The sequence below is a fragment of the Mesorhizobium sp. P160927 genome (assembly GCF_057766385.1).
In genome coordinates this window covers 5684954-5710645 of record NZ_JBYMDW010000001.1, presented here as the reverse complement: position 1 = coordinate 5710645, position 25692 = coordinate 5684954, and the positions used below count along the sequence as shown (strand labels likewise).

21 protein-coding genes are annotated in these 25692 nt (G+C 64.0%); 9 read left to right on the top strand and 12 right to left on the bottom strand.

The window, feature by feature from the left end; translation table 11 throughout:
* The first annotated feature begins 1 nt into the window (after position 1).
* The 7 genes from AC3CB8_RS27970 to amaB all read left to right on the top strand — a co-directional run bounded on the left by AC3CB8_RS27970 (position 2) and on the right by amaB (position 9144).
* The gene (locus AC3CB8_RS27970; protein ID WP_023770422.1) at positions 2-2413 is read left to right on the top strand and encodes a circularly permuted type 2 ATP-grasp protein; all 2412 of its coding nucleotides are present in this window, start codon (positions 2-4) and stop codon (positions 2411-2413) included.
* A gap of 12 nt (positions 2414-2425) precedes the next feature.
* The gene (locus AC3CB8_RS27965; protein ID WP_023770421.1) at positions 2426-3310 is read left to right on the top strand and encodes a transglutaminase family protein; all 885 of its coding nucleotides are present in this window, start codon (positions 2426-2428) and stop codon (positions 3308-3310) included.
* A gap of 241 nt (positions 3311-3551) precedes the next feature.
* On the top strand, positions 3552-4490 hold the full coding sequence (locus AC3CB8_RS27960) for a glycosyltransferase family 2 protein (protein WP_023770420.1): 939 nt from the start codon (positions 3552-3554) through the stop codon (positions 4488-4490).
* A gap of 97 nt (positions 4491-4587) precedes the next feature.
* A complete protein-coding gene (locus AC3CB8_RS27955; protein WP_023770419.1) occupies positions 4588-5703 on the top strand; it encodes a DNA topoisomerase IB in 1116 nt (371 codons plus the stop codon).
* A gap of 83 nt (positions 5704-5786) precedes the next feature.
* Positions 5787-6161: a YciI family protein gene (locus tag AC3CB8_RS27950; protein ID WP_023770418.1), complete on the top strand. Its 375-nt coding sequence runs from the start codon at positions 5787-5789 to the stop codon at positions 6159-6161.
* On the top strand, positions 6158-7432 hold the full coding sequence (locus AC3CB8_RS27945; protein WP_352563748.1) for an RNA polymerase sigma factor: 1275 nt from the start codon (positions 6158-6160) through the stop codon (positions 7430-7432). The genes AC3CB8_RS27950 and AC3CB8_RS27945 overlap by 4 nt, the downstream gene beginning before the upstream one ends.
* 197 nt (positions 7433-7629) lie before the next feature.
* The gene (gene amaB / locus AC3CB8_RS27940) at positions 7630-9144 is read left to right on the top strand and encodes an L-piperidine-6-carboxylate dehydrogenase (RefSeq protein WP_023781340.1); all 1515 of its coding nucleotides are present in this window, start codon (positions 7630-7632) and stop codon (positions 9142-9144) included.
* Positions 9145-9280: 136 nt separating this feature from the next.
* On the opposite strand, the gene AC3CB8_RS27935 is transcribed toward amaB, so the two are convergent.
* From AC3CB8_RS27935 to AC3CB8_RS27880, 12 genes are all read right to left on the bottom strand, one after another.
* Entirely contained in the window at positions 9281-10210 is a 930-nt protein-coding gene (locus AC3CB8_RS27935) for a hypothetical protein (protein ID WP_023770415.1), read from the bottom strand.
* Between the two features lie 332 nt (positions 10211-10542).
* Positions 10543-13311, bottom strand: coding sequence for a nitrate reductase (locus AC3CB8_RS27930; protein ID WP_352563749.1), 2769 nt, complete (start codon positions 13309-13311; stop codon positions 10543-10545).
* Positions 13312-13314: 3 nt separating this feature from the next.
* Entirely contained in the window at positions 13315-13644 is a 330-nt protein-coding gene (gene nirD, locus AC3CB8_RS27925; RefSeq protein WP_023770413.1) for a nitrite reductase small subunit NirD, read from the bottom strand.
* A 70-nt stretch (positions 13645-13714) separates the two neighbouring features.
* Complete coding sequence (nirB, locus tag AC3CB8_RS27920; RefSeq protein ID WP_352563750.1) at positions 13715-16153, bottom strand: nitrite reductase large subunit NirB; 2439 nt, start codon at positions 16151-16153, stop codon at positions 13715-13717.
* 4 nt (positions 16154-16157) lie between these two features.
* Positions 16158-16955, bottom strand: coding sequence for an ABC transporter ATP-binding protein (locus AC3CB8_RS27915; protein WP_023770412.1), 798 nt, complete (start codon positions 16953-16955; stop codon positions 16158-16160).
* A gap of 10 nt (positions 16956-16965) precedes the next feature.
* Entirely contained in the window at positions 16966-17856 is an 891-nt protein-coding gene (ntrB, locus tag AC3CB8_RS27910) for a nitrate ABC transporter permease (protein WP_023770411.1), read from the bottom strand.
* 87 nt (positions 17857-17943) lie between these two features.
* Positions 17944-19260, bottom strand: a complete 1317-nt coding sequence (locus AC3CB8_RS27905) for a CmpA/NrtA family ABC transporter substrate-binding protein (RefSeq protein ID WP_352563751.1) — start codon at positions 19258-19260, stop codon at positions 17944-17946.
* Between the two features lie 348 nt (positions 19261-19608).
* A complete protein-coding gene (locus tag AC3CB8_RS27900) occupies positions 19609-20847 on the bottom strand; it encodes a CmpA/NrtA family ABC transporter substrate-binding protein (RefSeq protein WP_352563780.1) in 1239 nt (412 codons plus the stop codon).
* Between the two features lie 2 nt (positions 20848-20849).
* Positions 20850-21452 carry an ANTAR domain-containing response regulator gene (locus AC3CB8_RS27895; protein ID WP_023770408.1) on the bottom strand — a complete coding sequence of 201 codons (603 nt, stop codon included), beginning with the start codon at positions 21450-21452 and terminating at the stop codon, positions 20850-20852.
* Between the two features lie 120 nt (positions 21453-21572).
* Positions 21573-21890 carry a hypothetical protein gene (locus tag AC3CB8_RS27890; protein ID WP_023770407.1) on the bottom strand — a complete coding sequence of 106 codons (318 nt, stop codon included), beginning with the start codon at positions 21888-21890 and terminating at the stop codon, positions 21573-21575.
* A gap of 110 nt (positions 21891-22000) precedes the next feature.
* Entirely contained in the window at positions 22001-22801 is an 801-nt protein-coding gene (locus AC3CB8_RS27885) for an endonuclease/exonuclease/phosphatase family protein (protein ID WP_023770406.1), read from the bottom strand.
* A gap of 138 nt (positions 22802-22939) precedes the next feature.
* On the bottom strand, positions 22940-24403 hold the full coding sequence (locus tag AC3CB8_RS27880) for a phospholipase D-like domain-containing protein (protein ID WP_023770405.1): 1464 nt from the start codon (positions 24401-24403) through the stop codon (positions 22940-22942).
* Positions 24404-25064: 661 nt separating this feature from the next.
* On the opposite strand from AC3CB8_RS27880, the gene AC3CB8_RS27875 reads away from it, so the two are divergent.
* Both AC3CB8_RS27875 and AC3CB8_RS27870 read left to right on the top strand, forming a co-directional pair.
* A complete protein-coding gene (locus AC3CB8_RS27875; protein WP_023770403.1) occupies positions 25065-25259 on the top strand; it encodes a hypothetical protein in 195 nt (64 codons plus the stop codon).
* A gap of 37 nt (positions 25260-25296) precedes the next feature.
* On the top strand, positions 25297-25506 hold the full coding sequence (locus AC3CB8_RS27870) for a hypothetical protein (protein WP_352563752.1): 210 nt from the start codon (positions 25297-25299) through the stop codon (positions 25504-25506).
* Positions 25507-25692 lie beyond the last annotated feature (186 nt).

Genomic DNA, 25692 nt, shown 5'->3' with positions numbered 1-25692 from the left:
CATGGCAAAGGGGAATCACAAAAGGGTGCGCGGCAAGCCGCAGGCCCGTAGCCTGCTGGAGCACTACCAGCCGATCGACGGCGTCGTCGACGAGATGGTCGACGCGTCAGGTAATCCCCGTCCGGTCTGGAAGCATTTTGTCGAAGCGCTGGACGAACTCGGGGCCGAGAAGCTCGGCCAGCGCTTCGCCCGCGCCGACCAGTATCTGCGCGATGCGGGTGTCTACTACCGCGTCTACGACAAGGCGGGCGCCAACGAGCGGGAATGGCCGCTGGCGCATATCCCCGTGCTCATCGAGGACAGCGAGTGGCAGGCGGTCAGCGCCGGCTTGGTGCAGCGCGCCGAACTGTTCGAGGAAATTGTTGCCGATATCCACGGGCCGAACCGGCTGGTCGAAAAAGGCATCCTGCCAGCAGGACTGATCGCGGCGAGCCCTGAATATTTGCGGCCCCTGGTCGGCACCAGGCCGGCCGGAGGGCATTTCCTGCACTTCTGCGCCTTCGAACTCGGCCGCGGTCCGGACGGCCGCTGGTGGGTGCTGGGCGACCGCACCCAGGCGCCTTCGGGCGCCGGCTTCGCGCTGGAAAACCGGGTCGCCACCACGCGCGCTTTGTCCGACATCTATGGCGAGATGCATGTGCACCGGCTCGCCGGCTTCTTCCGACGCTTTCGCGATGCGCTGATCGGCATGGCAAAGGAGAGCGACGGGCGCGTCGCCATCCTGACCCCGGGGCCACTCAACGAGACCTATTACGAACACGCCTATATCGCCCGCTACCTCGGCATCATGCTGCTCGAAGGCGAGGACCTGACCGTTTCCGGCGGCAAGCTGATGGTGCGGACGGTGTCCGGTCTGATGCCGATCAGCGTGCTGTGGCGGCGGCTCGATGCCGCGTTCGCCGATCCGCTCGAGCTGCGCCCGGATTCGCAGATCGGTACGCCGGGCCTGGTCGAGGCGATCCGCCAAGGCACGGTGTCCACCGTCAATGCGCTGGGCTCGGGCCTGATGGAGACGCGCGCGCTGCTCGCCTTTCTGCCCAAGATCGCGCGCGAATTGTGGGGCGAGGAGCTGCTTTTGCCCAGTGTGGCGACATGGTGGTGCGGACAGGAGACGGAGCGCGCCCACGTGCTCGCCAATATCGACCGCATGGTGGTCGGCCCGGCGCTGTCGACAAGACTTGCCTTCGAAGATGACGGACAGACGAAGCTCGGCTCGGCTCTCTCGGTCGGTGAGCGGGCGGAACTGGTGGCGCGCATCGAACGCGACGGCAAGGCCTTCGTCGGCCAGGAGGCGGTGACGCTTTCGACGACGCCGGTCTATGTCGGCGGCTGGCTGGAACCGCGGCCGGCGAGCCTTCGCGTCTACCTGGCGCGTACGCCCGAGGGCTGGACGGTGATGCCGGGCGGGTTTGCGCGCGTTGGCCTGTCGCTCGACCCAACGGCGATCGCCATGCAGCGCGGCGGCCAGGCGGCTGATGTCTGGGTGGTCAGCGACAGACCCGTGGAGCGCGAGACGCTGCTGCCGCAGGAGAGCGACAGCTTCAACCGTACCATGCCCGGCAGCCTGCCCAGCCGCGCGGCGGAAAACCTGACCTGGCTCGGCCGCTACATCGAACGCTCGGAAGACACGGTGCGTATCCTGCGCGCCTATCACGTGCGGCTCGCCGAAACGTCCGATCCGGACATGCCGCTGCTGGCCGATATCAGGGATTATCTCGAACCGTTCGGCATCGATGTCGAAACGGCAATCCCGCCAGGGCTGATCGGCACGCTCGACAGCGCGGTCTACAGCGCCGGCCAGATCCGCGATCGTTTCTCGCCGGATGGCTGGCTGGCGCTCAAGGATTTGTCAAAAACGATCCATCAGTTCGCCACCACCGTGGCGCCCGGCGACGATGCGACGCGGGCGATGACCGTGATCCTGCGCAAGCTGGCCGGATTCTCAGGCCTTTTGCATGAGAACATGTACCGCTTCGCTGGCTGGCGGTTCCTCGAGATCGGCCGGCGGCTGGAGCGCGGCATCCAGATCGCCAGCACGCTGGCCCGACTGACCAGCAGCAAGGCGCCGGACGGGGCGCTGGACATGATGCTGGAGATCGGCGACAGCGTCATGACCCATCGACGGCAATATCCGGTGCAGGCCGGCCGGCGCACGGTGATCGACCTCCTGGCGCTCGATCCACTCAATCCACGCTCCATCCTGTTCCAATTGGAACGGCTGAAAGCCGAGATAGGGCTATTGCCGGCGACCGGCGGCGAGGGGCACATGTCGGCGGCAGCCAAGGAAATCCTGCAGCTCAACACGTCCATCGCCATCAAGGAGCCGGCAGACATGACGGTGAAGGCGTTGAACGATCTCGCGGGCGAAATAGGCGGGCTCTACAGCAGCCTCGCCAAAGCCTATTTCGGCTAGAAAGAGATGGCCATGCTGTACGACATCAGGCTTCTGCTCCACTACGACTATGCTGCCGCGGCTGGTGGCGGACGCCATCAGGTGCGCGTGCTGCCGTCGACCATTGACGGTGTGCAGCGTGTCATCGCCGCTTCGCTTTCTTTTTCACCCGCACCCAACGAAAGGTCGGATTTTTCCGATTTCTTCGGCAACAATGTCACTTCGATCGCTTTTCGCGACGCCCATGACACGCTCGACATCAGGATGAGCGCGCGTGTGTCGGTGGCGCGGCCCGAGCCGGGGCTCGACGTGTCGCCGGATCTCGGCCGCCTTCGACAGGATCTGGCCGCCGTGCGGTCGCTTGCGCCTGCCTCGCCGCACCATTTCCTGGCCGCCAGCAGCCATGCGGGCATCGATGCGGCGATCACCGCATTCGCGCAAGACAGCATCGGAATCTCGGCCGCGGGGACGGCGATGAACCTGTGCAATCGCATCCATCGCGATTTCACATACGATGACGAGGCGACCACGGTGCGGACCCGGGCCAGCGACGCCTTCCAGCTGAAGCGGGGCGTCTGTCAGGATTTCTCGCACATCATGATCGCCGGCTTACGCGGGCTCGGCATTCCGGCCGGCTATGTCAGCGGCTTCCTGCGCACCATTCCGCCCAAAGGCAAGCCCCGGCTCGAAGGCGCGGATGCCATGCATGCCTGGGTCAAGGTCTGGTGCGGGCGTGATGCCGGCTGGCAGGAGTTCGATCCGACCAATGGCATGCGGGCCTCCAACGACCATATCACCGTTGGTTGCGGGCGCGACTATTCGGATGTGGCGCCCATCGTCGGCGTGCTGAAGACGACTGGCGGACAGGTCGGCGACCAGGCTGTCGACGTCATCCCGGTCGTGCTCGAAAAAGCGTGAAAAGGGGCGCATTAACTTGCCCGGCGCTGCGAGTTCCCACAAGGATGGGGCAGACTTCTCAAAGATCGATACGGCCAGTAGAGCAGTTCACCGGTTCACGGAAAAGGCGAGCCGATCCAAGTCTTTGATTGCGCGCAATTCCGGCGGGAAAAGCCGTTTCACACTTTTCCTGTAAGTCCTTAGTCTGTATTCGTCTTAACGGAGAATAGTCTAGGCTGCCGCACAGGCATGAGGTTTGTCATTGAAAACCGTCAGCGTCGTCATACCCGCCTACAATGCGGCGGCAACGATCGCTAAAACGCTGGCGTCGCTTGGCGGAGAGGCCGGGTTTATCGGCGAGGTCCTGCTGGTCGACGACCAATCGACCGATGGCACGGCCGATGCGGCGCGGCAGGCCGCGGCGCAATCATCCCTGCCTTTGCGCGTGCTGCCCGCCAGTTGCCGCGACGCCGGCGGCGCCCGCAACCTGGCGCTCGACGAGGCAGCCCATCCGTGGGTCTACCTGATCGACGCCGACGACCTGCACCTGCAGGGCGGCTTAAGCTCCTTGCTGTCGCAGGCGGAAACCCAGCCCAAGGCCGACATGATCGTCGGCGCCTTCCGGCGCAGGGTGAACGGCCAGGACCGGCAGATCAAGGTGCCAAACGGCTATACCGCGGCCTGCCTCACCAACGCCTCGGCCTACGTGAAAGGGGATATACGCTCGGTGGCGGTGGGCAGCGTGCTGGCTTCCCGGCGTCTCATCGGCGAGACCCGGTTCCCCGTCGGGCTCGCCTTCGATGAGGACACGCTGTTCTGGGCGCGGCTGATGAGCAAGGCGTCGCTGGTCATGGTTCACCGCCCCGTCATGATCTACGAAGTTTCAGCGGAGCGCTCGGACGATCGCTTCACGGTCGACCCGGTGCGGCGCTTCCTGGACTGGCGCCGGGAGCTGCGTACGCTCACCGATTGCGGCATCCCGATTTCGGCACTGAAAGCCAGGGAGGGCCTCGTCGCGCTCAAGATCGCCCGTGTCCATTATGCGCGGGGCGACCTGGACATGGCCGCGCGCTTTCTCGCAATAGCCTCGGCGGCGCCGAAGCGGCGCTCGGAAGCTTGGCGATGCCTGCGCTACAAATTCAAGCTCGCGGCGCGCCGCCGGCTATCCCTTCCGCCGACACAGATGCAGCGCGCATTGTAGGCCTGACCGCTGCCACGGGGATTGCCTTCTTTCCAGACGGGTGTGGAACCGGCGGTCAACCCGCAGCTTATCTACGCATATTTCGTGTGGAGCTTACATGCTGCAGAGAACCGGATCGTCGCGCAGCCGATTGGCCGATGCTGATAGCGTAGCCAAGAATGGAGCACAGATTTCCGCCAGGGGTGCCGCGCTGACCTATGTCAGCGATGCCGAGCCGGGCATCCGTCGGCTGAAGGCAGGCAAGGGATTCGCTTACAAGCTAGCGGACGGGAAAGCGGTCTCCGGTGCCGACAGAGCGCGCATCGCGGCGATCGTCATTCCGCCGGCCTGGACCGATGTCTGGATTTCGCCCGATCCGAACGGGCATATCCAGGCGACCGGAAGGGATCAGCGGGGGCGCAAGCAGTATCGCTATCATCCGCAATGGGCCGAGGAGCGCGACGGCGCCAAATATTCGAGCTTGGTGGCTTTCGCCGAAAGCCTGCCGGACCTTCGGCGCAGGATCGACAGCGACCTGCGCCGTCACGGCCTGCCGCTCGAACGCGTCGCCGCCGCGGTGGTCTGGCTGCTCGACAACACGATGATCCGCGTCGGCAATGCAGCCTATGCTCGCGACAACAAGAGCTTCGGCCTGACGACATTGCGGGACCGGCATGTCGACATCAAGGGATCGAGCCTGCGCTTCGCCTTCAAGGGCAAGTCCGGCAAGGAATGGAGATTGAAGCTGGTTGACCGCCGGATCGCGGGGATTGTTCGGAGCGCGCAGGACCTGCCCGGCCAAAAACTGTTCCAGTATCTCGACGAGGACGGTAACAGACGCCCTGTCCGCTCCGATGACGTGAACCACTATATCCGCCAAGCGGTCGGCGACGCGTTCAGTTCGAAGCACTTCCGCACATGGGGCGGCACCATCCACGCCGCGTCCCTGTTTGCGCAGACGGAACTGCCTGAGAGCCAGGCACAGCAAAAACGGGTGATGAACAACCTCATCGACAAGGTGGCCGAACGGCTGGGCAATACGCGCGCGGTCTGCCGCAAATGCTATATCCATCCGCGGGTCTTCGAGGCATGGAGCGAAGGACGACTGCTTGCCGAAATGGCGGAAGCCAACAAGCGCAAGCGGTCCATCGAAGGCCTTGATGAAGAGGAAGCGCTCGTGTTGAGGTGGTTGAAAACGCAGGAGGACCGATCGGCGGCAATCAGCGGCCGCTGAATCCGCGACGTCTCGATTTTTTTATCGACGCCATGTCGGGATCGGCCCTACTGTTTCGTCCTTTGATACAGAAAGGACCGCCCATGCTCTATGCCATCCTCTGCTACGCCTGCGAAGACGTCGTCTGTTCCTGGAGCAAGGAACAGGACGACAAGGTCATGGCCGACCTGCTCGGCGTTCAGGAGAAGTATGCCAACGCCGGCCGGCTTGGGCCCGTGGCGCGGCTTTTGCCGACGACGGCGGCAACGACGCTGCGGAAAGTGAAAGGTGAATCGCTGGTCATCGACGGGCCGTTCGCCGAGACCAAGGAACAGTTCCTCGGTTTCTACACGCTCGATTGCGCCGACCTCGACGAGGCCGTCGAATTCGCCCGCGAACTCTCCGAGGTCAACCCAAGCGGCGGTTCCTACGAAATCCGCCCGGTATCGGTGTTCAATCCGACCAGGGTTCCGGCATGACCGAACTCGCCTGGATAAGCTCCGCGATCAGCGCTGCCCGCCCACAGGCGATGGGCGCGCTGCTGCGCTATTTCCGCGATCTCGACACGGCGGAGGAAGCTTTCCAGGATGCCTGCCTCAAGGCGCTGAAGAACTGGCCGCAGAACGGGCCGCCTCGCGATCCGGCGGCCTGGTTGATATTCGTCGGCCGCAACAGCGGCATCGACGCGGTGCGCAAGCGTGCCAAGCAGGCGCCGATGCCGGAAGAGGACCAAGTTTCCGATCTGGAGGACGCCGAAAGCGACATCGCCGAGCGGCTGGACGGAGCGCATTATCGCGACGACATATTGCGGCTGCTGTTCATCTGCTGTCACCCTGATTTACCCGCGACGCAGCAGATCGCGGTGGCGCTGCGCGTCGTCTCCGGCCTCACCGTCAAGCAGATCGCGCGCGCCTTCCTGGTCGGCGAGAGCGCGATGGAGCAGCGCATCACCCGCGCCAAGGCGCGCATCGCGGACGCCGGCGTCCCGTTCGAGACGCCGGGCGCGATCGAGCGCTCCGAGCGGCTCGCGGCGGTCGCGTCCATGGTCTACCTTATCTTCAACGAGGGCTATTCGACCAACAGCGGCGAGGCGCCGGCTCGCGCGCCATTGTGCGAGGAAGCGATCCGGCTTGCCCGGCTGCTGCTGCGGCTGTTCCAGACCGAGCCGGAGATCATGGGGCTGACGGCGCTGCTTCTGCTGCAGCACGCACGCGCACCGGCACGTTTTGACAATGACGGCGAGATCGTGCTGCTCGAGGACCAGGATCGAAGCCTGTGGAGCCGCAAGATGATCGACGAAGGGCTGGCGCTCGTCGACAAGGCGCTGCGCCATCGCAAGCCAGGTCCCTATCAAGTCCAGGCGGCGATCGCAGCGCTCCATGCGCGGGCCGAGAAAGCCGAGGACACCGACTGGGTGGAGATCGACCTGCTCTACGGCCTGCTCGAGCAGATGCAGCCGTCGCCGGTCATCACGCTCAACCGTGCGGTCGCGGTCGCCAAGGTGCGCGGACCGGAAGCGGCCCTGGCGATGATCGAGCCGCTCGAGCAGAGGCTTTCGGGCTATTTCCATTTCTTCGGCCTCAAGGGCGGGCTGTTGATGCAACTCGACCGGGGCGAGGAGGCACGCATTGCCTTCGACCGCGCCATCGCGCTCGCCAACACGGCGGCTGAAGCAGCCCATATCCGCATGCATATCGACCGTCTGATCAAGGACGGCGCCGTACGCACGCCGGCGAAAAAGGAAAACTGAGCCCCTACGCCCGTTCTGCTCAAGCATCGTCTGGCTCAATCGTGCAGCCCGGGCTTGGACCATGCCGGGGTGGCGATTTTCCCCCGAAACAGGTAATGGCACGCCATGACAGCCCCTTCCAGCCGCGACGGCGCCGGAAGGCATGGCAAGGCGTTGAGCCGCGCCCTACGAGCGGCGGGATTCTGAAAGGGACAGAAATGACGATAGCGAACGAAACGGCCGAGCTTCTGGCGAAACTGGGCGTGGCCAAGGAGGCGCTTGACGGCGGCGACCTGGTCGTGCGCAGTCCGGTGACGGGTGAGCCGATCGCGGCGCTGAAGACGATCTCGCCGGCCGACGCGGCAAAGACCATCGATGCAGCCCACAAGGCGTTCCAGTCCTGGCGGCTGGTGCCGGGTCCCAAGCGCGGCGAACTGGTGCGGCTGCTGGGCGAGGAACTGCGCACGCACAAGACCGAGCTTGGCCGGCTGGTGTCGATCGAGGTCGGCAAGATCCCGTCCGAAGGGCTCGGCGAAGTTCAGGAGATGATCGACATCTGCGATTTCGCCGTTGGTCTGTCCCGGCAATTGTACGGCCTGACCATCGCCACCGAGCGCCCGGGCCACCGCATGATGGAAACCTGGCATCCGCTTGGCGTCGTCGGTGTCATCTCCGCATTCAACTTCCCGGTCGCGGTGTGGTCGTGGAACGCAGCACTTGCGCTGGTTTGCGGCGATGCAGTGGTATGGAAGCCGTCGGAGAAGACGCCGCTGACCGCGCTTGCCTGCGAGGCGATCTTCAAGCGTGCGGTCAAGCGCTTCGGTACCGACGCACCGCAAGGCCTGGCACCGGTTCTGATCGGCGACCGTGCGGTCGGCGAAATCCTGGTTGACCATCCCAGGGTGCCGCTGGTTTCGGCCACCGGTTCGACCCGCATGGGCCGGGATGTCGGTCCGCGCCTGGCCAAGCGTTTCGCCCGCGCCGTGCTGGAACTGGGCGGTAACAATGCCGGCATCGTCTGCCCGACGGCCGATCTCGACATGGCGCTGCGCGCCATCGCTTTCGGCGCCATGGGCACCGCGGGCCAGCGCTGCACGACGCTGCGCCGCCTGTTCGTCCATGACAGCGTCTATGATGCCTTGGTGCCGCGGCTGAAGAAGGCTTATCAGAGTGTCTCGGTCGGCAATCCGCTGGAGACCTCGTCACTGGTCGGTCCGCTGATCGACAAGGCCGCCTTCCATGCCATGCAGAAGGCGCTGACGGAAGCGGCCGCGCATGGGGGCAAGGTGACTGGCGGCAGCCGAGTCGAGAACGGTCATCCCGATGCCTATTATGTGCACCCGGCACTAGTCGAAATGCCGAAGCAGGTTGCACCGGTGACGGAAGAGACCTTCGCGCCGATCCTCTATGTGATGAAGTATTCCGATTTCGACGCTGTGCTCGACGAGCACAATGCGGTCGGCGCCGGCCTGTCGTCGTCGATCTTCACCCGCGACCTGCAGGAATCCGAGCGCTTCCTCGGTGTCGACGGTTCGGATTGCGGCATTGCCAACGTCAATATCGGTACTTCCGGCGCCGAGATCGGCGGCGCCTTCGGTGGGGAAAAGGAAACCGGTGGCGGCCGCGAGAGTGGCTCCGATGCGTGGAAAGCCTATATGCGGCGCGCCACCAACACCGTGAATTATTCCAAGGCGCTGCCGCTTGCACAGGGCGTCTCGTTCGACATCGATTGAGAACGCCGGCCCGGTTCGGGTGTCTTTGCGCACCCGAACATCTTTCACATGGTGCCGAGATGCGCCGAAGAGGCGCAACCAGTCTGACCAGCGCCGCGCCCGCGCGGTCGACGCTTTAAATAAGCCTGTATCACCTTCACAAGTTGGGAGGTGGCGGGACTCGGCGGTCGGTGGAAAAACACGCTGCGAAGGCGCTGTCGACGACGGCCAGCTTGGCGGCCTGGACGATCATGTATTCGTCATAGAATCCGTGCGACACCCACATCACCGAATTGCCGCGCTGACCAAGCCAGCCAATGCTGCCGAGTTCCTCCGCCGTGCGCAGTTTACGGCCGAGATGGGTCCGCGACAGCTTGAGCCATTTGGCGAAGTCGCCGATCGAAACCACGCCGGTCGGAATTCGCTCCAGCCCGGCATGGTCAGGGTTGATGCCTGACATCAGCCAGTCCATGACGATGCCGCCATTGTTGAGCCAGATGAACAGGGAAAAGGTCTGGTTGGGTTCGCGCACCGGCTTTGAGGCTAGCAAGCCGTCAGCCACCAGCGGCTGCAGCGTGGCAAGCATGTCGGGCCGCTCAAGAAACCTGGCCAGCCGGTTGCCGCCATCGATATGGTCGAGCGTGCGCAGATGGGCTGTAACCCAGCCGGTGAATCGCTCAATCGTCGCCGCCGTCGGTTGCAGGGGATGCGTGCGGCCGTCCCCACCAGCCACATACTCGGCGATGTTGTAGTGCAGCATCTCCTTGATGAAGGCGTCCGCCGTGTTGCGGCTGGCCACCGCGTTCTTGTGCACGACCTCGATGAAACGCGATACCGTCAGGTCCTTGCGGCGGTCGTTGGGGTCGCGCCTGAAGTGCATGGCAAGGCCGACATGGCCCAACAGCCAGCGTTGCTGCGTGGCAAAGATGGAAGCCAGTCGCGGGCTTTCCTCATAGATGCGGATCAGGGACTGCGACTGTTCCTGAACGTAGCGGTGCAAGGCTGGATGGCCGGCTATGTCTTGCAGATTCAGCACTGATCTCCCGATGCCTTGGATCAACTCGCATGGCGAGATTGCGTTCCCCATTTTCCAGTCTTCGACATCTATGTCCAGACGGATCAACTACGAAGAACAGGGCCAGCAGAGACACAGATCCACGGCAACGGTTATGCGTCTCGTTTGCTATGGCTTGAGAAGCCCTTCCCGAATTGTTAGCCGAACGGCGAGATCCAGCCGCAGCGTGGCGCAACGGTCGTCAAGGGCGTCTCCAGTTTCTGGTCCATGGCGCCATCTTTCACTCCCATGAACCAATATGAGGAACCCCGGCCAGGTCGAATTAGCTGTTGGACAGGTTGGAGCCCTTGCGGGTTTCGCCGATTTCGTAGGCCGTGCCACTTTGCCAGGTGGGACGGACGCCTTCACTCAGCCGCCTGCACCCGACCGGTTTTTATGATCGCGCGTATTTCCGACCGGCAGGAACCGCAATTGGTGCCTGCCTTCAGCGCGGCGCCGATGGCTTCGACGCTGGCGCAGCCGGCCGCCACTGCGGCCACGATCTGGTTGGCCCCGACGCTGAAGCACGAGCAAACGGTCGCGCCGGCATCGGGTCTATCGGCACCGGCGCGGCCAGCGACGATTCTGAAGCGTTCGCGCTGGCTGGCGTGAACCTCGCCGAGCTGCTCGGCGGCCCAGCCGCGCGACACCGCGACTGGACCGGGGGCGACGAACAAGGCGCCCGCCAGCTGCTCGCCTTGGAAAGCGGCGATGCGGTGCTGGCCGGCGTCGCGGTCGTGGTAGGCGAGCATTTCGGCATCCGCGGCATCGAAGAGCGAGCCGGCGAAGGCTGGCCAGTCGGCATCGTCATTGGCAAAGGCCAACTCGACCCGCCAGCCGCCCCGGCACCTGGCGATCGCCCAGTAGTCGGCGGCCATCGTCACGGGCCTTTTGCGTGTCACGGCAAAGCCAAAGGCCCCAGCGGTGAATTTCTCGATGCGGGCAGCGACATGCTTTAGCGCCGGCTGCCCCGACACGGCATCGGTAAGCGATGCCGTCAACGTGTCGAGGCGGCCCCTGGCGGCGAACTGGTCGGTCCAGTGCATCGGCGCGAACAGGCTGCCCGGGCGCTGGCGCGTGGTCACCAGCACGCGGACCAGCACCTTGCCGCGTGGAGTCCAAACGCGCGCGATGTCGGCGTCGCCAATGCCGTAACGCTGTGCATCCTCGGGATGGATTTCGACGAAGGGCTCGGCGATGTGCTGGGACAGGCGCGGGCTTTTGCCGGTACGCGTCATGGTGTGCCAGTGGTCGCGGATACGGCCGGTGTTGAGGACGAGCGGGAAGGCGGCGGTGATGCGGGTTTCGACGGTTGGGCGCAGAGCGATGAAGCGGGCCTTGCGGTCGGGCGTGTAGAAGTTGCCGTCGGCGAAGAAGCGGGTGGTGATTGGGGCGTGCCCAGATTGAGTATTCTTCCGCGGTTGAGGGTCAGCTTGAACGTCATTCTCTGACTGACGTCGAGCGTGACCACCCCTCTCGGCAGGCCGGAGGGGGGTGCCCGGGCTCGGCGCTGGCCAATGGAACGGACCCAATCCTTCGTAATCCTCAACATCGATCGCAGCATAAGCGCCAATGTCGAAATCCCGCTCGCCGTCGTTCTCGAACCCCGACAGCGCGGCGTGCTCGGCAAAGATCCCCGCCGCGCTCTCACGCGCAAACGCCTCGCCAAAGCCCATCCGCCTTGCCACTTCCGCAATGATCCACCAGTCGGGCCGCGCCTCGCCGGGGGCCGGCAAGAACGCGCGCTGGCGCGAGATGCGGCGCTCGGAATTGGTGACCGTGCCGTCCTTCTCGCCCCAGGCAGTGGCCGGCAGCCGGACATGGGCGTGGCGGATTGTGTCGGTCTTGGCAAGAACGTCCGACACCACGACGAAGGGGCAGGCCTTGATCGCCGCCTCGACTGCACCTGCATCCGGCATGGAATCGACCGGGTTGGTGGCCATGATCCACATCGCCTTGATGCGCCCATCGGCCACCGCCTTGAACATCTCGACCGCCTTGAGGCCGGGCTTTCCGGCAATCGCCGGTGCCTTCCAGAAGCGCTGCACGCGTTCACGGTGCCCGGGGTTTTCGATCTCCATGTGGGCGGCGAGCATGTTGGCCATGCCGCCGACCTCGCGGCCGCCCATGGCGTTGGGCTGGCCGGTGACCGAGAACGGGCCGGCGCCCGGTTTTCCTATGCGACCGGTGGCGAGATGGCAGTTGATGATGGCATTGACCTTGTCGGTACCCTGGGACGACTGGTTGACGCCCTGGCTGTAGACGGTGACGGTCTTTTCGGTCCTGGCGAACAGGCTGTAGAAACGGCTAAGTTCGTCTTCGCTGAGGCCCGTGGCGGCAGCGACGCCGGCAAGATCGAGCGTCGAAGCGGCGAACAGGGCTTGTCCGAATCCGGCCGTATGCGCCGTGATATAGGCACGATCGAGCGCATTGTACTGGCCGAGCCAGGCGAGCAGGCCGGTGAACAGGGCGACGTCGCCATCCGGCGCGATCGCCAGATGCATGTCTGCGATGTCAGATGTCATGGTGCGGCGCGGATCAACGAGCACGATCTTCATCTCGGGTCGCTTTTCCCGGGCAGCCGCGATGCGCTGATAGAGCACGGGATGGCACCAGGCGAGATTGGACCCGACCAGCACGATCAGGTCGGCTAGTTCCAGATCCTCGTAGGTTCCCGGCACGGTGTCCGAACCAAACGCGCGGCGATGGCCGGCAACCGACGAAGCCATGCAGAGCCGCGAATTGGTGTCGATGTTGGCCGAGCCGATGAATCCCTTCATCAGCTTGTTGGCGAGATAGTAATCCTCGGTCAGCAACTGGCCGGAGACGTAGAAGGCGACCGCGTCGGGGCCATGTTCGGCGATGGTGTGCTGGAAGGTCGAGGCGACGAGGTCGAGCGCCTCGTTCCAGCCGGCGGGCCGGTCGTGGATTTGTGGATGGAGCAGCCGGCCGTCCAGGTCGATGGTCTCGGCCAGTGCGGAGCCCTTGGAACAGAGCCGGCCGAAATTCGCGGGATGATCGGGATCCCCACGGACAGATACCTGCCCGTCCGCGGCGATCTTCGCCAGCACGCCGCAGCCGACCCCACAATAGGGGCAAGTGGTCCTCACCTCGCGCGCTGCGTCAATCTCCATGGGTCAGGCCGCGCGGCTGGCCAGCGCTTCCAGCGCGATGAACAGGCGCTCGCCCTCCCGCTTCACGGGAATCGTGCGCACGGCGCCTTCGTCGGCGCCAAGCGCCTTGCCCGTCTCAAGCGAGATGACCCAATTGTGCAAGGGGCATGTCACGGCCGCGCCATGAACGATGCCCTGGCTCAGCGGTCCGCCTCTGTGCGGGCAGTGGTCCTCAATGGCGAAGATATCGTCGTCCGCTGTGCGGAAGACGGCGATCTTGCCTTGCGGAGTGACCACACAGCGCGCGCCGCGCCGGGGAATATCGGAGACGGTGCCGATAGATATCCAGTTCATAGCGCTGCCTTTGCTTGATAGGAACGCGCCCAGGGGGTGCCTCGCACCGACATCTCCATCACTCCGCCGCCTACGCAAACCCGACCGAGGCCATCGGCCGAAACTCGTGCTTGTCCTTGCCGGACACGCGCTCGGACCATGGATCGACCTGGGCGAACTTCTGCGAAAAGATGAAGCGGTCGTAATAGGCCTTGCGCTTCTCACCATCGTCCATGATCTGACGCTTTATTTCGGCGATGCCGATGCGCTTGGCCCATTTGTAGATGCGTTCGAGATAGCGGCCCTGCTCGCGGTACATCTGCGTCAGCGCTACGATATGCTCCAACGCCTCGTCCTCGGTCCTGACCAGGCCGAGCACTTCCGTGCCCTTGATGTCGAGACCGGCGGCACCGGCGAAGTGGATCTCGTAGCCGCTATCGACGCAGATGACGCCGACATCCTTGCAGGTTGCCTCGGCGCAATTCCTCGGGCAGCCCGACACCGCCATCTTGACCTTGGCCGGCGTCCACGAGCCCCACATGAACTTCTCGATGCGGATGCCGAGGCCCGTCGAATCCTGCGTGCCGAAGCGGCACCAGTCCGAACCGACGCAGGTTTTCACCGTGCGCAGCCCCTTGGCATAGGCATGGCCGGAAACGAAGCCGGCCTGGCCGAGGTCGGCCCACACCGCCGGCAGGTCCTCCTTGCGGATGCCCAGCATGTCGATACGCTGACCGCCGGTGACCTTGACCATCGGAATCTCGAATTTGTCGACGACGTCGGCGATGGCTCGCAGTTCGGCCGCATTGGTGACGCCGCCCCACATGCGCGGCACCACCGAATAGGTGCCGTCCTTCTGGATGTTGGCGTGAACGCGCTCGTTGATGAAGCGCGACTGGTAATCGTCGGCATACTCGTCCGGCCAATCGCAGACGAGGTAGTAGTTAAGTGCCGGCCGGCATTTGGCGCAGCCGCAGGAAGTCTTCCACTCCAGCTCCTGCATGACCGCCGGAATGGTCTTCAGCCCCTTGGCCTTGATCAGCCTGCGCACGTCGTCATGGCCGAAAATGGTGCAGGAGCACATGGGCTGCACGGCGGCCGGGTTGTAGGTGTCGCCGAGGGTCAGCACCATCAGCTTTTCGACCAGCCCGGTGCAGGAGCCGCAAGACGCCGACGCCTTGGTGTGGGCGCGCACGTCGTCCAGCGAAGTCAGGCCCTTGGCCGTGATCGCGCCGGTGATCTTCCCCTTGCAGACGCCGTTGCAGCCGCAGATTTCCGCATCATCCGGCAAGGCTGCAACGGCCGCCATAGGGTCCAGCGGGGCACCCCCCTGGTAGGACTGGCCGAAGATCAACGTATCGCGCATCCGCGATATGTCGGTCTGTTTCTTCTTCAGATCGTTGAACCAGGCGCCGTCCGATGTCTCGCCATAGAGCACGGTGCCGATGATGCGGCCATCCCTGAGCACCAGCCGCTTGTAGACGCCGGCCGAGGCGTCGCGCAGCACGATCTCCTGGCGGTCGTCGCCATCGGCGAAGTCGCCGAGCGAGAAGAGGTCGATGCCGGTGACTTTCAGCTTGGTCGGCGTGTCCATGTGGACGAAGGCGGCGGTCTCGTCGCCGGCAAGCTGATGAGCGGCGACACGCGCCATCTCATAGAGCGGTGCCACCAGCCCGTAGACCATGCCGCCCACCTCGGCGCATTCGCCGAGTGCGTAGATATCCGGGTCGTTGCTGCGCATGCCGGCATCGACGACGATGCCTCTGTTGACGGCAATGCCTGCATCCTTGGCAAGAGCGGCGTTCGGCCTGATGCCCACCGCCATGACGACCAGCGTCGCCGGGATGATTGTGCCGTCGGCGAGTTCCACCTGCTCGACCTTGCCATTGCCGGCGATTGCCTGCGTGTTGGCCTTGGTGATGACCTTGATGCCGCGCTGTTCCACCGCGCGCTGCAGGAGGTAGCCGGCGGCCGGATCGAGCTGGCGCTCCATCAGCGTCGGCATGACGTGCAGCACGGTGACATCCATGCCTTGCGCGTTAAGGCCGGCCGCCGCCTCCAATCCGAGCAGGCCGCCGCCGATGACGACGGCCTTGGCGCGCGACTGAGCGGCGAGCATCATCGCCTGAACGTCGTCCAGATCGCGATAGGTCAGCACGCCCGGCAGATTGTGGCCGGGCACCGGGATGATGAACGGCACCGAGCCGGTGGCGATGACAAGCTTGTCGTAAGGCTCGGTGACGCCGTGGTCGGAGGTGACGGTCTTCGCCTGCCGGTCGATGGCTATGATCTTGTGGCCCTTGTAGAGGGTGATGTCATTGGCGATGTACCAGCCGTCGCCGTGGATGATGATCTCCTCGTAGGCCTTCTCGCCGGAGAGCACTGGCGACAGCATGATGCGGTCGTAATTGACCCTGGGCTCGGCGTTGAAGATGGTGACGGCGTAGCGGCCCGGCGCCTGTTCCAGCAGATGCTCCAGCATGCGCCCGGGCGCCATGCCATTGCCGATGATGACGAGTTTTTCGGTCATGGGGTTACTCCGCGGCTTCGACGAAGCGGTGGCGTTCGTAGAGGAATTTCAGCACCGCCTCGCGGCAACGCAGGAAAGTCCGGTCGGAGGCAAGTTCGATGCGTCGGCGCGGCCGCGCCAGAGGCACCGGCAGCACCTCGCCGATGGTCGCCGCCGGGCCGTTGGTCATCATGACGATGCGGTCGGACAGCAGTACCGCCTCGTCGACGTCATGGGTGATCATGATCGTCGTCGAACCCAGCCTGGAATGGATGTCCATCACCGCATCCTGCAGATGGGCGCGGGTCAAGGCGTCGAGCGCGCCGAACGGCTCGTCGAGCAGCAGGATCTTGGGTTCCATGGCGAGCGCGCGAGCAATACCGACGCGCTGTTTCATGCCGCCGGAGATTTCCGCCGGCCGCTTGTCGCTCGCATGCGCCATCTGCACGAGGTCGAGATTGCGCATGATCCAGTCATGCCGCTCGGCCTTGCTCTTCGAGCGGCCGAAGACTTTCGACACCGCCAGATTGATGTTCTCGTAGACCGTCAGCCACGGCAGCAGCGAGTGGTTCTGGAACACCACGGCGCGCTCGGGGCCGGGGCTGTCGACCTCCTTGTCCTCCAGCAACACCGCGCCGGCGGAAACCTTGGTCAGGCCGGCGATCAGGTTGAGCAAGGTCGACTTGCCGCAACCGGAATGGCCGATGATGGAGACGAATTCGCCCTTGTCGATGGTCAGTCGGATGTCCCTCAGCACATCGCTGACCTGACTGCCACGAGCGAAGTATTTGTCGATATGGTCGAGCTTGAGATAGGCGGTCATGGCGCTCTCCTCACTTTGCCGTCGTGCCGCGGGTGACAAAGGCGCCGACCGCCGCGACCAGGCGGTCGAGGCAGAAACCGGTGACGCCGATATAGGCGAGCGCGACGATGATGTCGGGCAGCCGTGACGAATTCCAAGCGTCCCAGATGAAGAAGCCGATGCCGACGCCGCCGGTCAGCATCTCGGCCGCGACGATGGCGAGCCAGGACAGGCCGATGCCGATGCGCAGGCCGGTGAAGATGTAAGGCGCAGCGGCCGGGACCATGATCTTGATGAAGAATTCGAGCTGGTTCAGCCGCAGGATACGGGCGACATTGCGATAGTCCTGCGGGATGTTGCGCACGCCGACGGCGGTGTTGATGATGACCGGCCAGATCGAAGTGATGAAGATCACGAACAGAGCCGACGGGTTGGAGTCGCGGAAGGCGGCGAGCGACAGCGGCAGCCAGGCGAGCGGCGGCACGGTTCGCAGGATCTGGAAGACTGGATCGAGGCCGCGCATCGCCCAGATCGACTGGCCGACCAGCGCGCCGAGCGCCACACCGACGACCGCCGCCATGCCGAAGCCGATGGCGACGCGCTGCAGCGAGATCAGCACGCGCCAGGCAAGACCGATATCCTGCGGGCCGTTGTCGAAGAATGGATGCGCGATCAGGTCATAGGCCTCGTTCCACACCTGGCTCGGCGGCGGCAGGCTTGCCGTCGGCGACGAGCAGGCGACCTGCCAGACGACAAGCAGAAGGGCGATGACGATGGCGGGCGGGACGAGAGCGCTGGCCACCTTGGTGGCGACCCCCACCGGATCGATACGGCGCCGCGCTTTGGCGGTGAAGGCGACCACCTCGGCTGGCTTGGCCGGGAATGCTTTCACCTTGGTGTCCTCGACGGCTTGGATGGACATGTCCTTGGGATACTCCGTGGCGTGCTGGTGCGGTACTGAGCGATGAACTGCGCTGGCGCCGTTTGCGTTGGGGTACAAACGGCCCGACTAAGCCGATGCCTTGATGGTCAGGCTGTCGAGATAGGCCGAGGGGTTGGCCGGATCGAAAGTCTTGCCATCGAAGAAGGTCTCGACGCCGCGCGAGGACGACGCTGGGATGTCGCTCGCGGCGACACCGAGCTCCTTGGCCGCCTCGCGCCAGATATCCTCGCGGTTGACCTGGTCGACCAGCGCCTTGATGTCGGTAGTCGGCGCGAACTTGCCCCAGCGCATGTTTTCGGCGAGGAACCAGCTGTCGTGGCTCTTGAACGGGTAGGACACGCCGCCCTTCCAGAATTTCATGTAGAGGTCGGTGGCGGTGGCGACCCGGCCATTGCCGTAGTTGATGTCACCCTTGAGACGGCCGATGATGTCGGCGACGGGCACATTCATCCACTGACGCTTGCCGATGATGGTGGCCATCTCGTCCTTGTTTTCCTTGGCGTCGCACCATTGCTGTGCCGCCATCACGGCCATGACGATCGCCTTGGTGGCGTTGGGGTATTTTTCGATGAAGGCGGCGCGCAGGCCGAGCGCCTTTTCCGGATGGCCCTTCCAGAGTTCGCCGGTCGTGGCGGCGGTGAAGCCGACGCCCTGATGGACAAGCTGTTCGTTCCACGGCTCGCCGACGCAGAACACGTCCATATTGCCGACCTTCATGTTGGCCACCATCTGCGGCGGCGGCACGACGATGGTCGAGACGTCCTTGTCCGGGTTGATGCCGCCGGCCGCCAGCCAGTAGCGCAGCCACAGATCATGGGTGCCGCCCGGGAAGGTCATGGCGGCCTTGACCTCCTTGCCTTCGGCCTTCTTGGCGGCAAAGGCGTCCTTCAGCTTGGCGGCATCGAGGCCGACGCCGGTGGCGGCATATTCCTGGGCGACCGAAATGCCCTGGCAGTCGTAGTTGAGACGGGCGACGATCGCCATCGGCAGTGGCTGGTTGTTCTGCGTCACCTTGCCGGTGTGCATGAGGTAAGGCATCGGCGTCAGGATGTGGGCGCCGTCGATGCCGTTGGCTTCGCCGCCGAGCATCAGATTGTCCCGCGTCGCGCCCCACGAGGCCTGTTTGAGGACCTCGACATCAGGCATGCCGAATTTCGCGAACAGGCCTTTCTCCTTGGCGATGATCAGGGGCGCGGCATCGGTCAGCGCAATGAAGCCGAGCTTGGCGCCGGTTACTTCGGGGCCCTTCCCTTCGGCATGAGCGCCAGCGGGAAACAATGTCTTCGCGGCGAGGAACAGTCCCGCCGTCAGCGCGCTGCTGGCCAGAAAATCGCGGCGGGTGAAATCCTTGAGGGACGTGCCAGTTCCGATCCGTTTCGTCATCATCGTCTCCGGTTGGGCGCCTTGGAAGCGCCGTCGATTGCGTGTTCGGCCAAAAACAAAAAGCCGCCGTCCAGGCCTTCGCGCATCCCTGGGATTACGCAGTGACCTGAGCGGCAGCTTTGCCTGTAGCGCCCGCCATTGGACGCCTGTTCAGTTGCCCGTGAAGGGCTTGTTTATTTCAAAGCAGGAACCGTGCCAGTTTACCTCTGGAAGAAAATTCCAAACGGATTCAAGATGATCGGAGCATTATGCGGCGACCCCATCCGTGGCGATTGAGGTCAAACATTGGTCAGCTCACCTTCCGGGCGCATAATTTTTGTGCAATGCACAAGCATGGCGCTGAAATGATCAGGCTTCCCCGAGAGCTGGTTTTTGCCCCTCGATATAGGCGTCGATCTCGTCTGGATCGAAGATCTGGCCATCGAAGAAGCCGTCCGGTCCGAGCATGAGGCCGGCTCCTGTCGCGCCTACCGCGGTCGCGGCCTTGAGTGCGCCCTCGACCTTGGCATTGGCGCCGGGCAGCGCCACCCCGAGTGGCTTCAGTGCCGAGCGGTAGAGATCCGGCCGGTAGCAGTCGCGTGCAATGGCGAGATTGTCGGGCGTGTGCGCGACGTGGCCCCAGCGGACCATCTGCGTGTAGAACCATAGCGAATGGCTTTTCCAGGGAAAGTTGGCGGCCTTATCGAACGGCACGAAGAAATCGTCGATGTCCAGCTCCGCCCCGCCGCCCAGCCGAAGATGGCCGGTCAGGATCGGCATCTGCACGGCCGGTGGCAGCCCAAGGAAGCCACGCTGCGCCATCACCGCGGCCAATTCGTCGCGGTTCGCCGGATCCTGGCACCAGCGCGCCGAGTGATGCAATGCGCGCAAGAGGGCCGCCAGCGCCTCGGGGACCTGCTCGGCCCAAGCCTTGCGCACGCCAATCACCTTCTCCGGACTATTGCGCCATATCTGCGCCTTGACGGTGACGATATGGCCGGTGCCGGCCGCCACCGCGGCGCTGTTCCAGGGCTCGCCGACGCAATAGCCGTCGATGCGGCCGGCGGCCAGCGCGTCGGCCATGAACGGCGGCGGCACGATGACGATGTCGATCTCGCGCGATGGATCGACGCCGCAGGCAGCAAGCCAGTAGCGGAGTTCGTAATTGTGCCCGGAATGCGGATGCACGACGGCAAAACGCAGTGGGTCGCGGCCGGCATCGGCCCGCTCGCGGATGAAGGCGCCAAGTGCCGCGCCGGCACGGGCCGGATCGAGATCGGGTACGGCACCGTGCGCCGCCATACCGGTCCAGACGGCGTTGGAGACGGTCACGCAGTTGCCGCCGAGCCCCAGCGAAAAGGGCACGATGGTCTCGGAGGCGAGGGGGGTGAGGCCCAGATTACAGGCGAGCGGCATCGGTCCGAGCATGTGAGCGAGGTCGAAATGGCCGATGGCGATGCGGTCGCGGATGTTGGCCCAGGAGGTCTCGCGGTGCAGGGTGAGATCGATGCCTTCGCGCGCGGCAAAGCCCAGTTCGCCGGCCGCGACCAGCACGGCGCTATCGAAAAGCGGCATGAAGCCGGCGGTGATCTGGTGCTCGGCGCCCATGCTCATTCGTCCTCCGCCGGTCCGAGAAGCCCGGCGGCAGTCACCAGGCTTTGGGCAATGTCGCCGATCTTGCGGTTCTGGTTCATCGCGGTCTTGCGCAGCAGCGTGTAGGCGGCCTCTTCGGTCAGGCCGCGCGACTTCATCAAGATGCCCTTGGCGCGGTCGATCACCTTGCGGCTCTCGAGTTCGCTGCGCGCCTCTTCCAGTTCACGTGCCATTCGCGAGAAAGCGTTGAAGCGGCTCACCGCCATGTCGAGGATCGGCTTGACGCGCTCCTGCCTCAACCCGTCGACGACATAGGCCGAAACGCCGGCATCGACCGCGGCCTCGATCGAGGCCTGGTCCGAGCGGTCGACGAACATGGCGATCGGGCGCTTTACGGCCCGCGACAGCTGGAACATGTTTTCCAGCATGTCGCGGTTGGGATTTCCAAGGTCGATGACGATGACGTCGGGTTCGATCTCGGCAATGCGGCGCGCAATGCCCGAGACGTCATGGATGACGGTGACCCGCTCATGGCCGGCCTCGCGCAATCCGGCTTCGATTATCGAAGCGCGGATGCGGTTTTCGTCGATCACCAGGACGGCGAGGGAAGTTCGGACCATGCCCGCATTATGAGCAAGGCCGCAAATTTGTGCAATGCAGCATAGCCACCGACCTTAGAAGGTCGGGGGCTATGCCAGAATGCCTAGCGGCGAAAAGTATAGCCTGGCAGGAGACGCCGATCAGCCGCAGACGCGAACGTCTTCCACCACCCTGTGGTGGTGGCGCCAATGCACGACCGTCTCGATGTGGCAGCGGTGATAGCGGTGATAGCGGTGGTGACGCCGGTATTCACCGTCATACTGAACGCTCTGGTCGCCATCATACTCGTTGTCATAGCGGCGCTCGTGATGACGGCGCACGACAATTCCCGAATCGTCGTCCGAGGAATATTGGTTGCCGTCGTCGGACTGGATAGTCACACTGGCGGCCTGCGTGGGCGCAATCGCCGCGGCGGTCGCGGCAAACGCCAGCACCGAAGCCAAAATCAACTTTTTCATTCCATCCTCCTGGTTGTTCAACACACATAAACTCGCGGAAGAACCGGGTGTTCCGCTCACATCCACACGCTTTGCGACGCTGGCGACATCAAGCCGTTATCGGTCACATACTACAAGTGGACGAAGGCGGTCAGCGGCAGATGGTCGGAGGCCACGCGCGACAGCGGTGTGTCATGCGCCTCGACGGTCGCGATCATGCCGTGCCGGTTGGCCATGATCCGGTCGAGCGCCAGCAGCGGCAAATTGGAGGGAAAGGTAGGGACCGCAGGTGGCTGCGGGCCGAAGCTCGCGTGCAGCGTATTCAGCGCGGAGCGGTTGCCGAGCCGCCATTCGTTCAGGTCGCCGAGCAGGAGCGTCGGCTTCTCGTCGGGACTGTTCATGATATCCAGCACGACCTGGGCCTGCTGCGAGCGGGAGCGGCGCAGCAGGCCCAGATGGGCCGCGATGATGCGCAAGGACTGATTTCCGTCGAGATCGATTTCCGCGACCACCGCGCCGCGCGGTTCGAGACCCGGGAGCCTGATCTGATGCACGTCGCGAACGACGCCCCTTTTGAACAGCAGGACATTGCCGTGCCAGCCATGGCCTTTGCCCGTTGCGGAAATGGGCACCGGCACGAGGCCGGTTTCGAGTTCGAGACGGTGCAGGTCGAGAAGCCCGTCACGGTCGCCGAAACGATTGTCGGCCTCCTGCAGGGCGATGACGTCGGGGGCGATCTCGCGGATGACGCGGCTGGTACGGTCGGGATCGAACTTGCGGTCGACGCCGATGCATTTGTGGACGTTGTAGGAGGCGACTAGCGTCCCGGTGACGCCGTCCTTCTTCGCCGAGAAGGCGTTGGCCCTGCGCATCCGCCGGTCGCGAATGGACAGGAGCATGTTGGCCGGCAGGCTGCGCCCGTTCATTCGCATCGCGCGCCGATCGTCCTTGCTGTTCTCACCATGCACCTAGAAATAGAGTCTTTCGGCCGATGTTCCATGGTTGGCGACACGCTATCCGGTAAACACGTCGTTTTCTTAAAGACAGATTTTTTCCCAGAGATGGTTGTCCTAGAGATAGGGCGATCCCAGCCAGAGCATGCGATCGAAAAGCCGGATGATGAAGGGACGCGCCCGCAAGGAGGCCAGCGTGACTGGGACCGCCGTTTCGATCGCCGATCCGATCCGGGTCTCGATCTCGGTGGCAAAACCCGCGTCGAGGACCTCAAGATCGATCTCGAAGTTGAGCCGCAGCGAGCGGGCGTCGAGGTTGGAGGACCCCACAAAGGCCCACACGCCGTCGATCGCAAGCAGCTTGGAATGGTCGAAGGGCCCTTCCGTGCGCCATATGCGGCAATAATTCTTCAGGATCTGGTCGAATTGCGCGGTCATGGCGCGGTCGACAAGGAAGAGGTTGTTCACCGCCGGCACCACGACATCGATCTCGACGCCGCGCCTAGCCGCGGTGATCAAGGCACTGATCAGTTCCCGGTCCGGCAGGAAATAGGGCGACATCAGCCGTATCGACTTGCGCGCGACCGAGAAGGCGCCGATCAGCAGTTTGTGGTTGGTTTCGTTGCTTGCATCCGGTCCGGACGCGACCGCGCGCACCAGCATCGGCTGGCCGGCGGGTGGCGAAACCGGTGTGATCCGCCAGGTATCGCCCTTCAGCGCCTCTTTGGTGGCAAAGCGCCAGTCTTCAGCGGCTACCGAGAAGAGATCGGCGACAACGGGGCCGGTGACCTGGAAATGCGTATCCCTGGCGCTTTTCGACCCGGCGAACTCCGCCGAAAAACCCTTGCGGATGTTCATGCCGCCGGTAAAGGCAACGGTGCCGTCGACCACCAGGATCTTGCGGTGGGTCCGCAGGTTGGCATAGGGCAAGCGCAGGCCCATGACGATGTTGCCGTTGAAGACGTCCGCCGTGATGTTGGCGCGGCGCAGGTGGCCCAGGATGCTGGGGACGGAGTAGCGGGCGCCAACGGCGTCGATCAGCACACGGACTGTGACGCCGCGCTGGACAGCGCCGGCCAGCGCTTCGACGAAAAGCAGGCCGACGGCGTCGTTGTCGAAAATATAGGTCTCGAGCAGAACGCTGCGCTCGGCCCCATCGATCGCCGCGCACATCGCCGGATAGGCCTCGCCGCCGCTTTCCAGCACCTCGATTGCATTTCCCGGGTTGAGCGTCCGCCGCGCCACCCTGTCGCCCAGCGTCCTAAGGCCGGTGAACCGCTGTCCATAGCGCTCGATGATCAACGCCTCTTCAAGGGCGACGTCGCGCTCATGCTTGGCCGACACCAGCCCATCGGCGAGCGGGCGCTGGGCGCTGATCGTGGCGCGGCGGATGCGATTGATGCCGGCCACGGCATAGATCAGCACGCCGACGATCGGCGACAGCACCATGATGCCGACCCAGCCGGTGGCGGCGCGGACGTCCTCCTTGGTCATGACAGCATGGGCAATGCCGATGGTCGCCATCACCACCGAGATGATCGCCAGTATTTGGGGCCAGTGAATCGCCAGGGTCTCGAACATTGCCGGGACTATCCAGCGAGCGCCCGCGGAAGGCAATGCAGCCGGCCAAATCCACGTCTCTGCAAGCGCGAGAACGGCCGGCGCACGGCTATTTGAGATGTTCTCGGAGCCCGCCGCCCGATAGATGGAGAAATGAAAGGCGTAGTTGGCGCGCGGGTGGGATTTGACGTCTCCCGCCGCGTTGGCCTGTTCGAGTGGCCGCCAGGTGCCGGCCAAGCTGCGCGATGCCGCGCTTTCCGGGCGACGGCGTCCTGCGCGGCAGCCTGTTCGCGATCACCGGTCTTGACATCAAGGGCATCGCCGAACCGCGGTTTGGCGGTTGATCGAAAAGCATCGGCGACGGCACCGGACCGTAACCAACCGTCACGAGGCGGCGCAGGGCAGGCCGCCGTTGATCGCGAGAGCCGCCAAGCGTGGCTCTTCCGCTGGTGGGAACGTTCGTTTCAGGATTGAGCCGCTGGCTCGACCAATCCGCGATAAATCCCACCTGAGAGAGCCCAGCCCGACCGCGCGGGAAAGCATAGAGCCGGTGCGATCCGGCGTCGTCCCGTGCTGCTTTGGTCCTCGAGGGCTTCCTGTACTTTGGTGCCGCATCCATTGTATATCAGAGGGAATGAAATTAGCGATGTAACACTTCGATTGCTGGCGAGGGGGGCGCCGAATGATGACGTTCAACTTCGAGGGTCCACCAGTGGGCGACGGCGATGCGCCGGCCGATTGCCAGGACCAGTTGCTGCCTCTCGTCAATGAGATTGTCCAGGCTGCGGTGGCGGCCGGCTGGAACCGGGACGATGTTCTTCTGGCTTTCGTGGAACTCGCCTGGGATCTGTACGAGAACCCGCGCGGTGATCTGTAGCCATGGCTGCCATCACCGGCTCCGAGCGGCGGCTCCCATGCTCGACTTCGCCGGCAAGCTATGGATCATCGCAGGCTGCGCCAGGCACTTGCCATCACTGGTTGACGAGAATACAGAATCGCGCTCGACCGGGCGTGTCAGCACCCGATTGGCGAACTCCTGGATGGCGAAAACCTTGCGCCGAGCGAAAAATGAAACGCTCGTCAACTCCCATTCATCGCCATTCTTTGTTTCTTGTCTCGAATAAAGATTTTTCTTTGCGCGTGGGACTTCTTCCCAAGCGAAGGTGGCTGCGTTACGCTGTCTCCGGGCCGGGAAAGAGGATTTGAGGCGTCGTCGAGACGGCTGAGGCAGTGCGAATGAAAAATGCGGACGAGGCACGGGAAAGCGGCGTTTTCCGAGGCATCGATCGAGAGCGGACAACTCGATACGT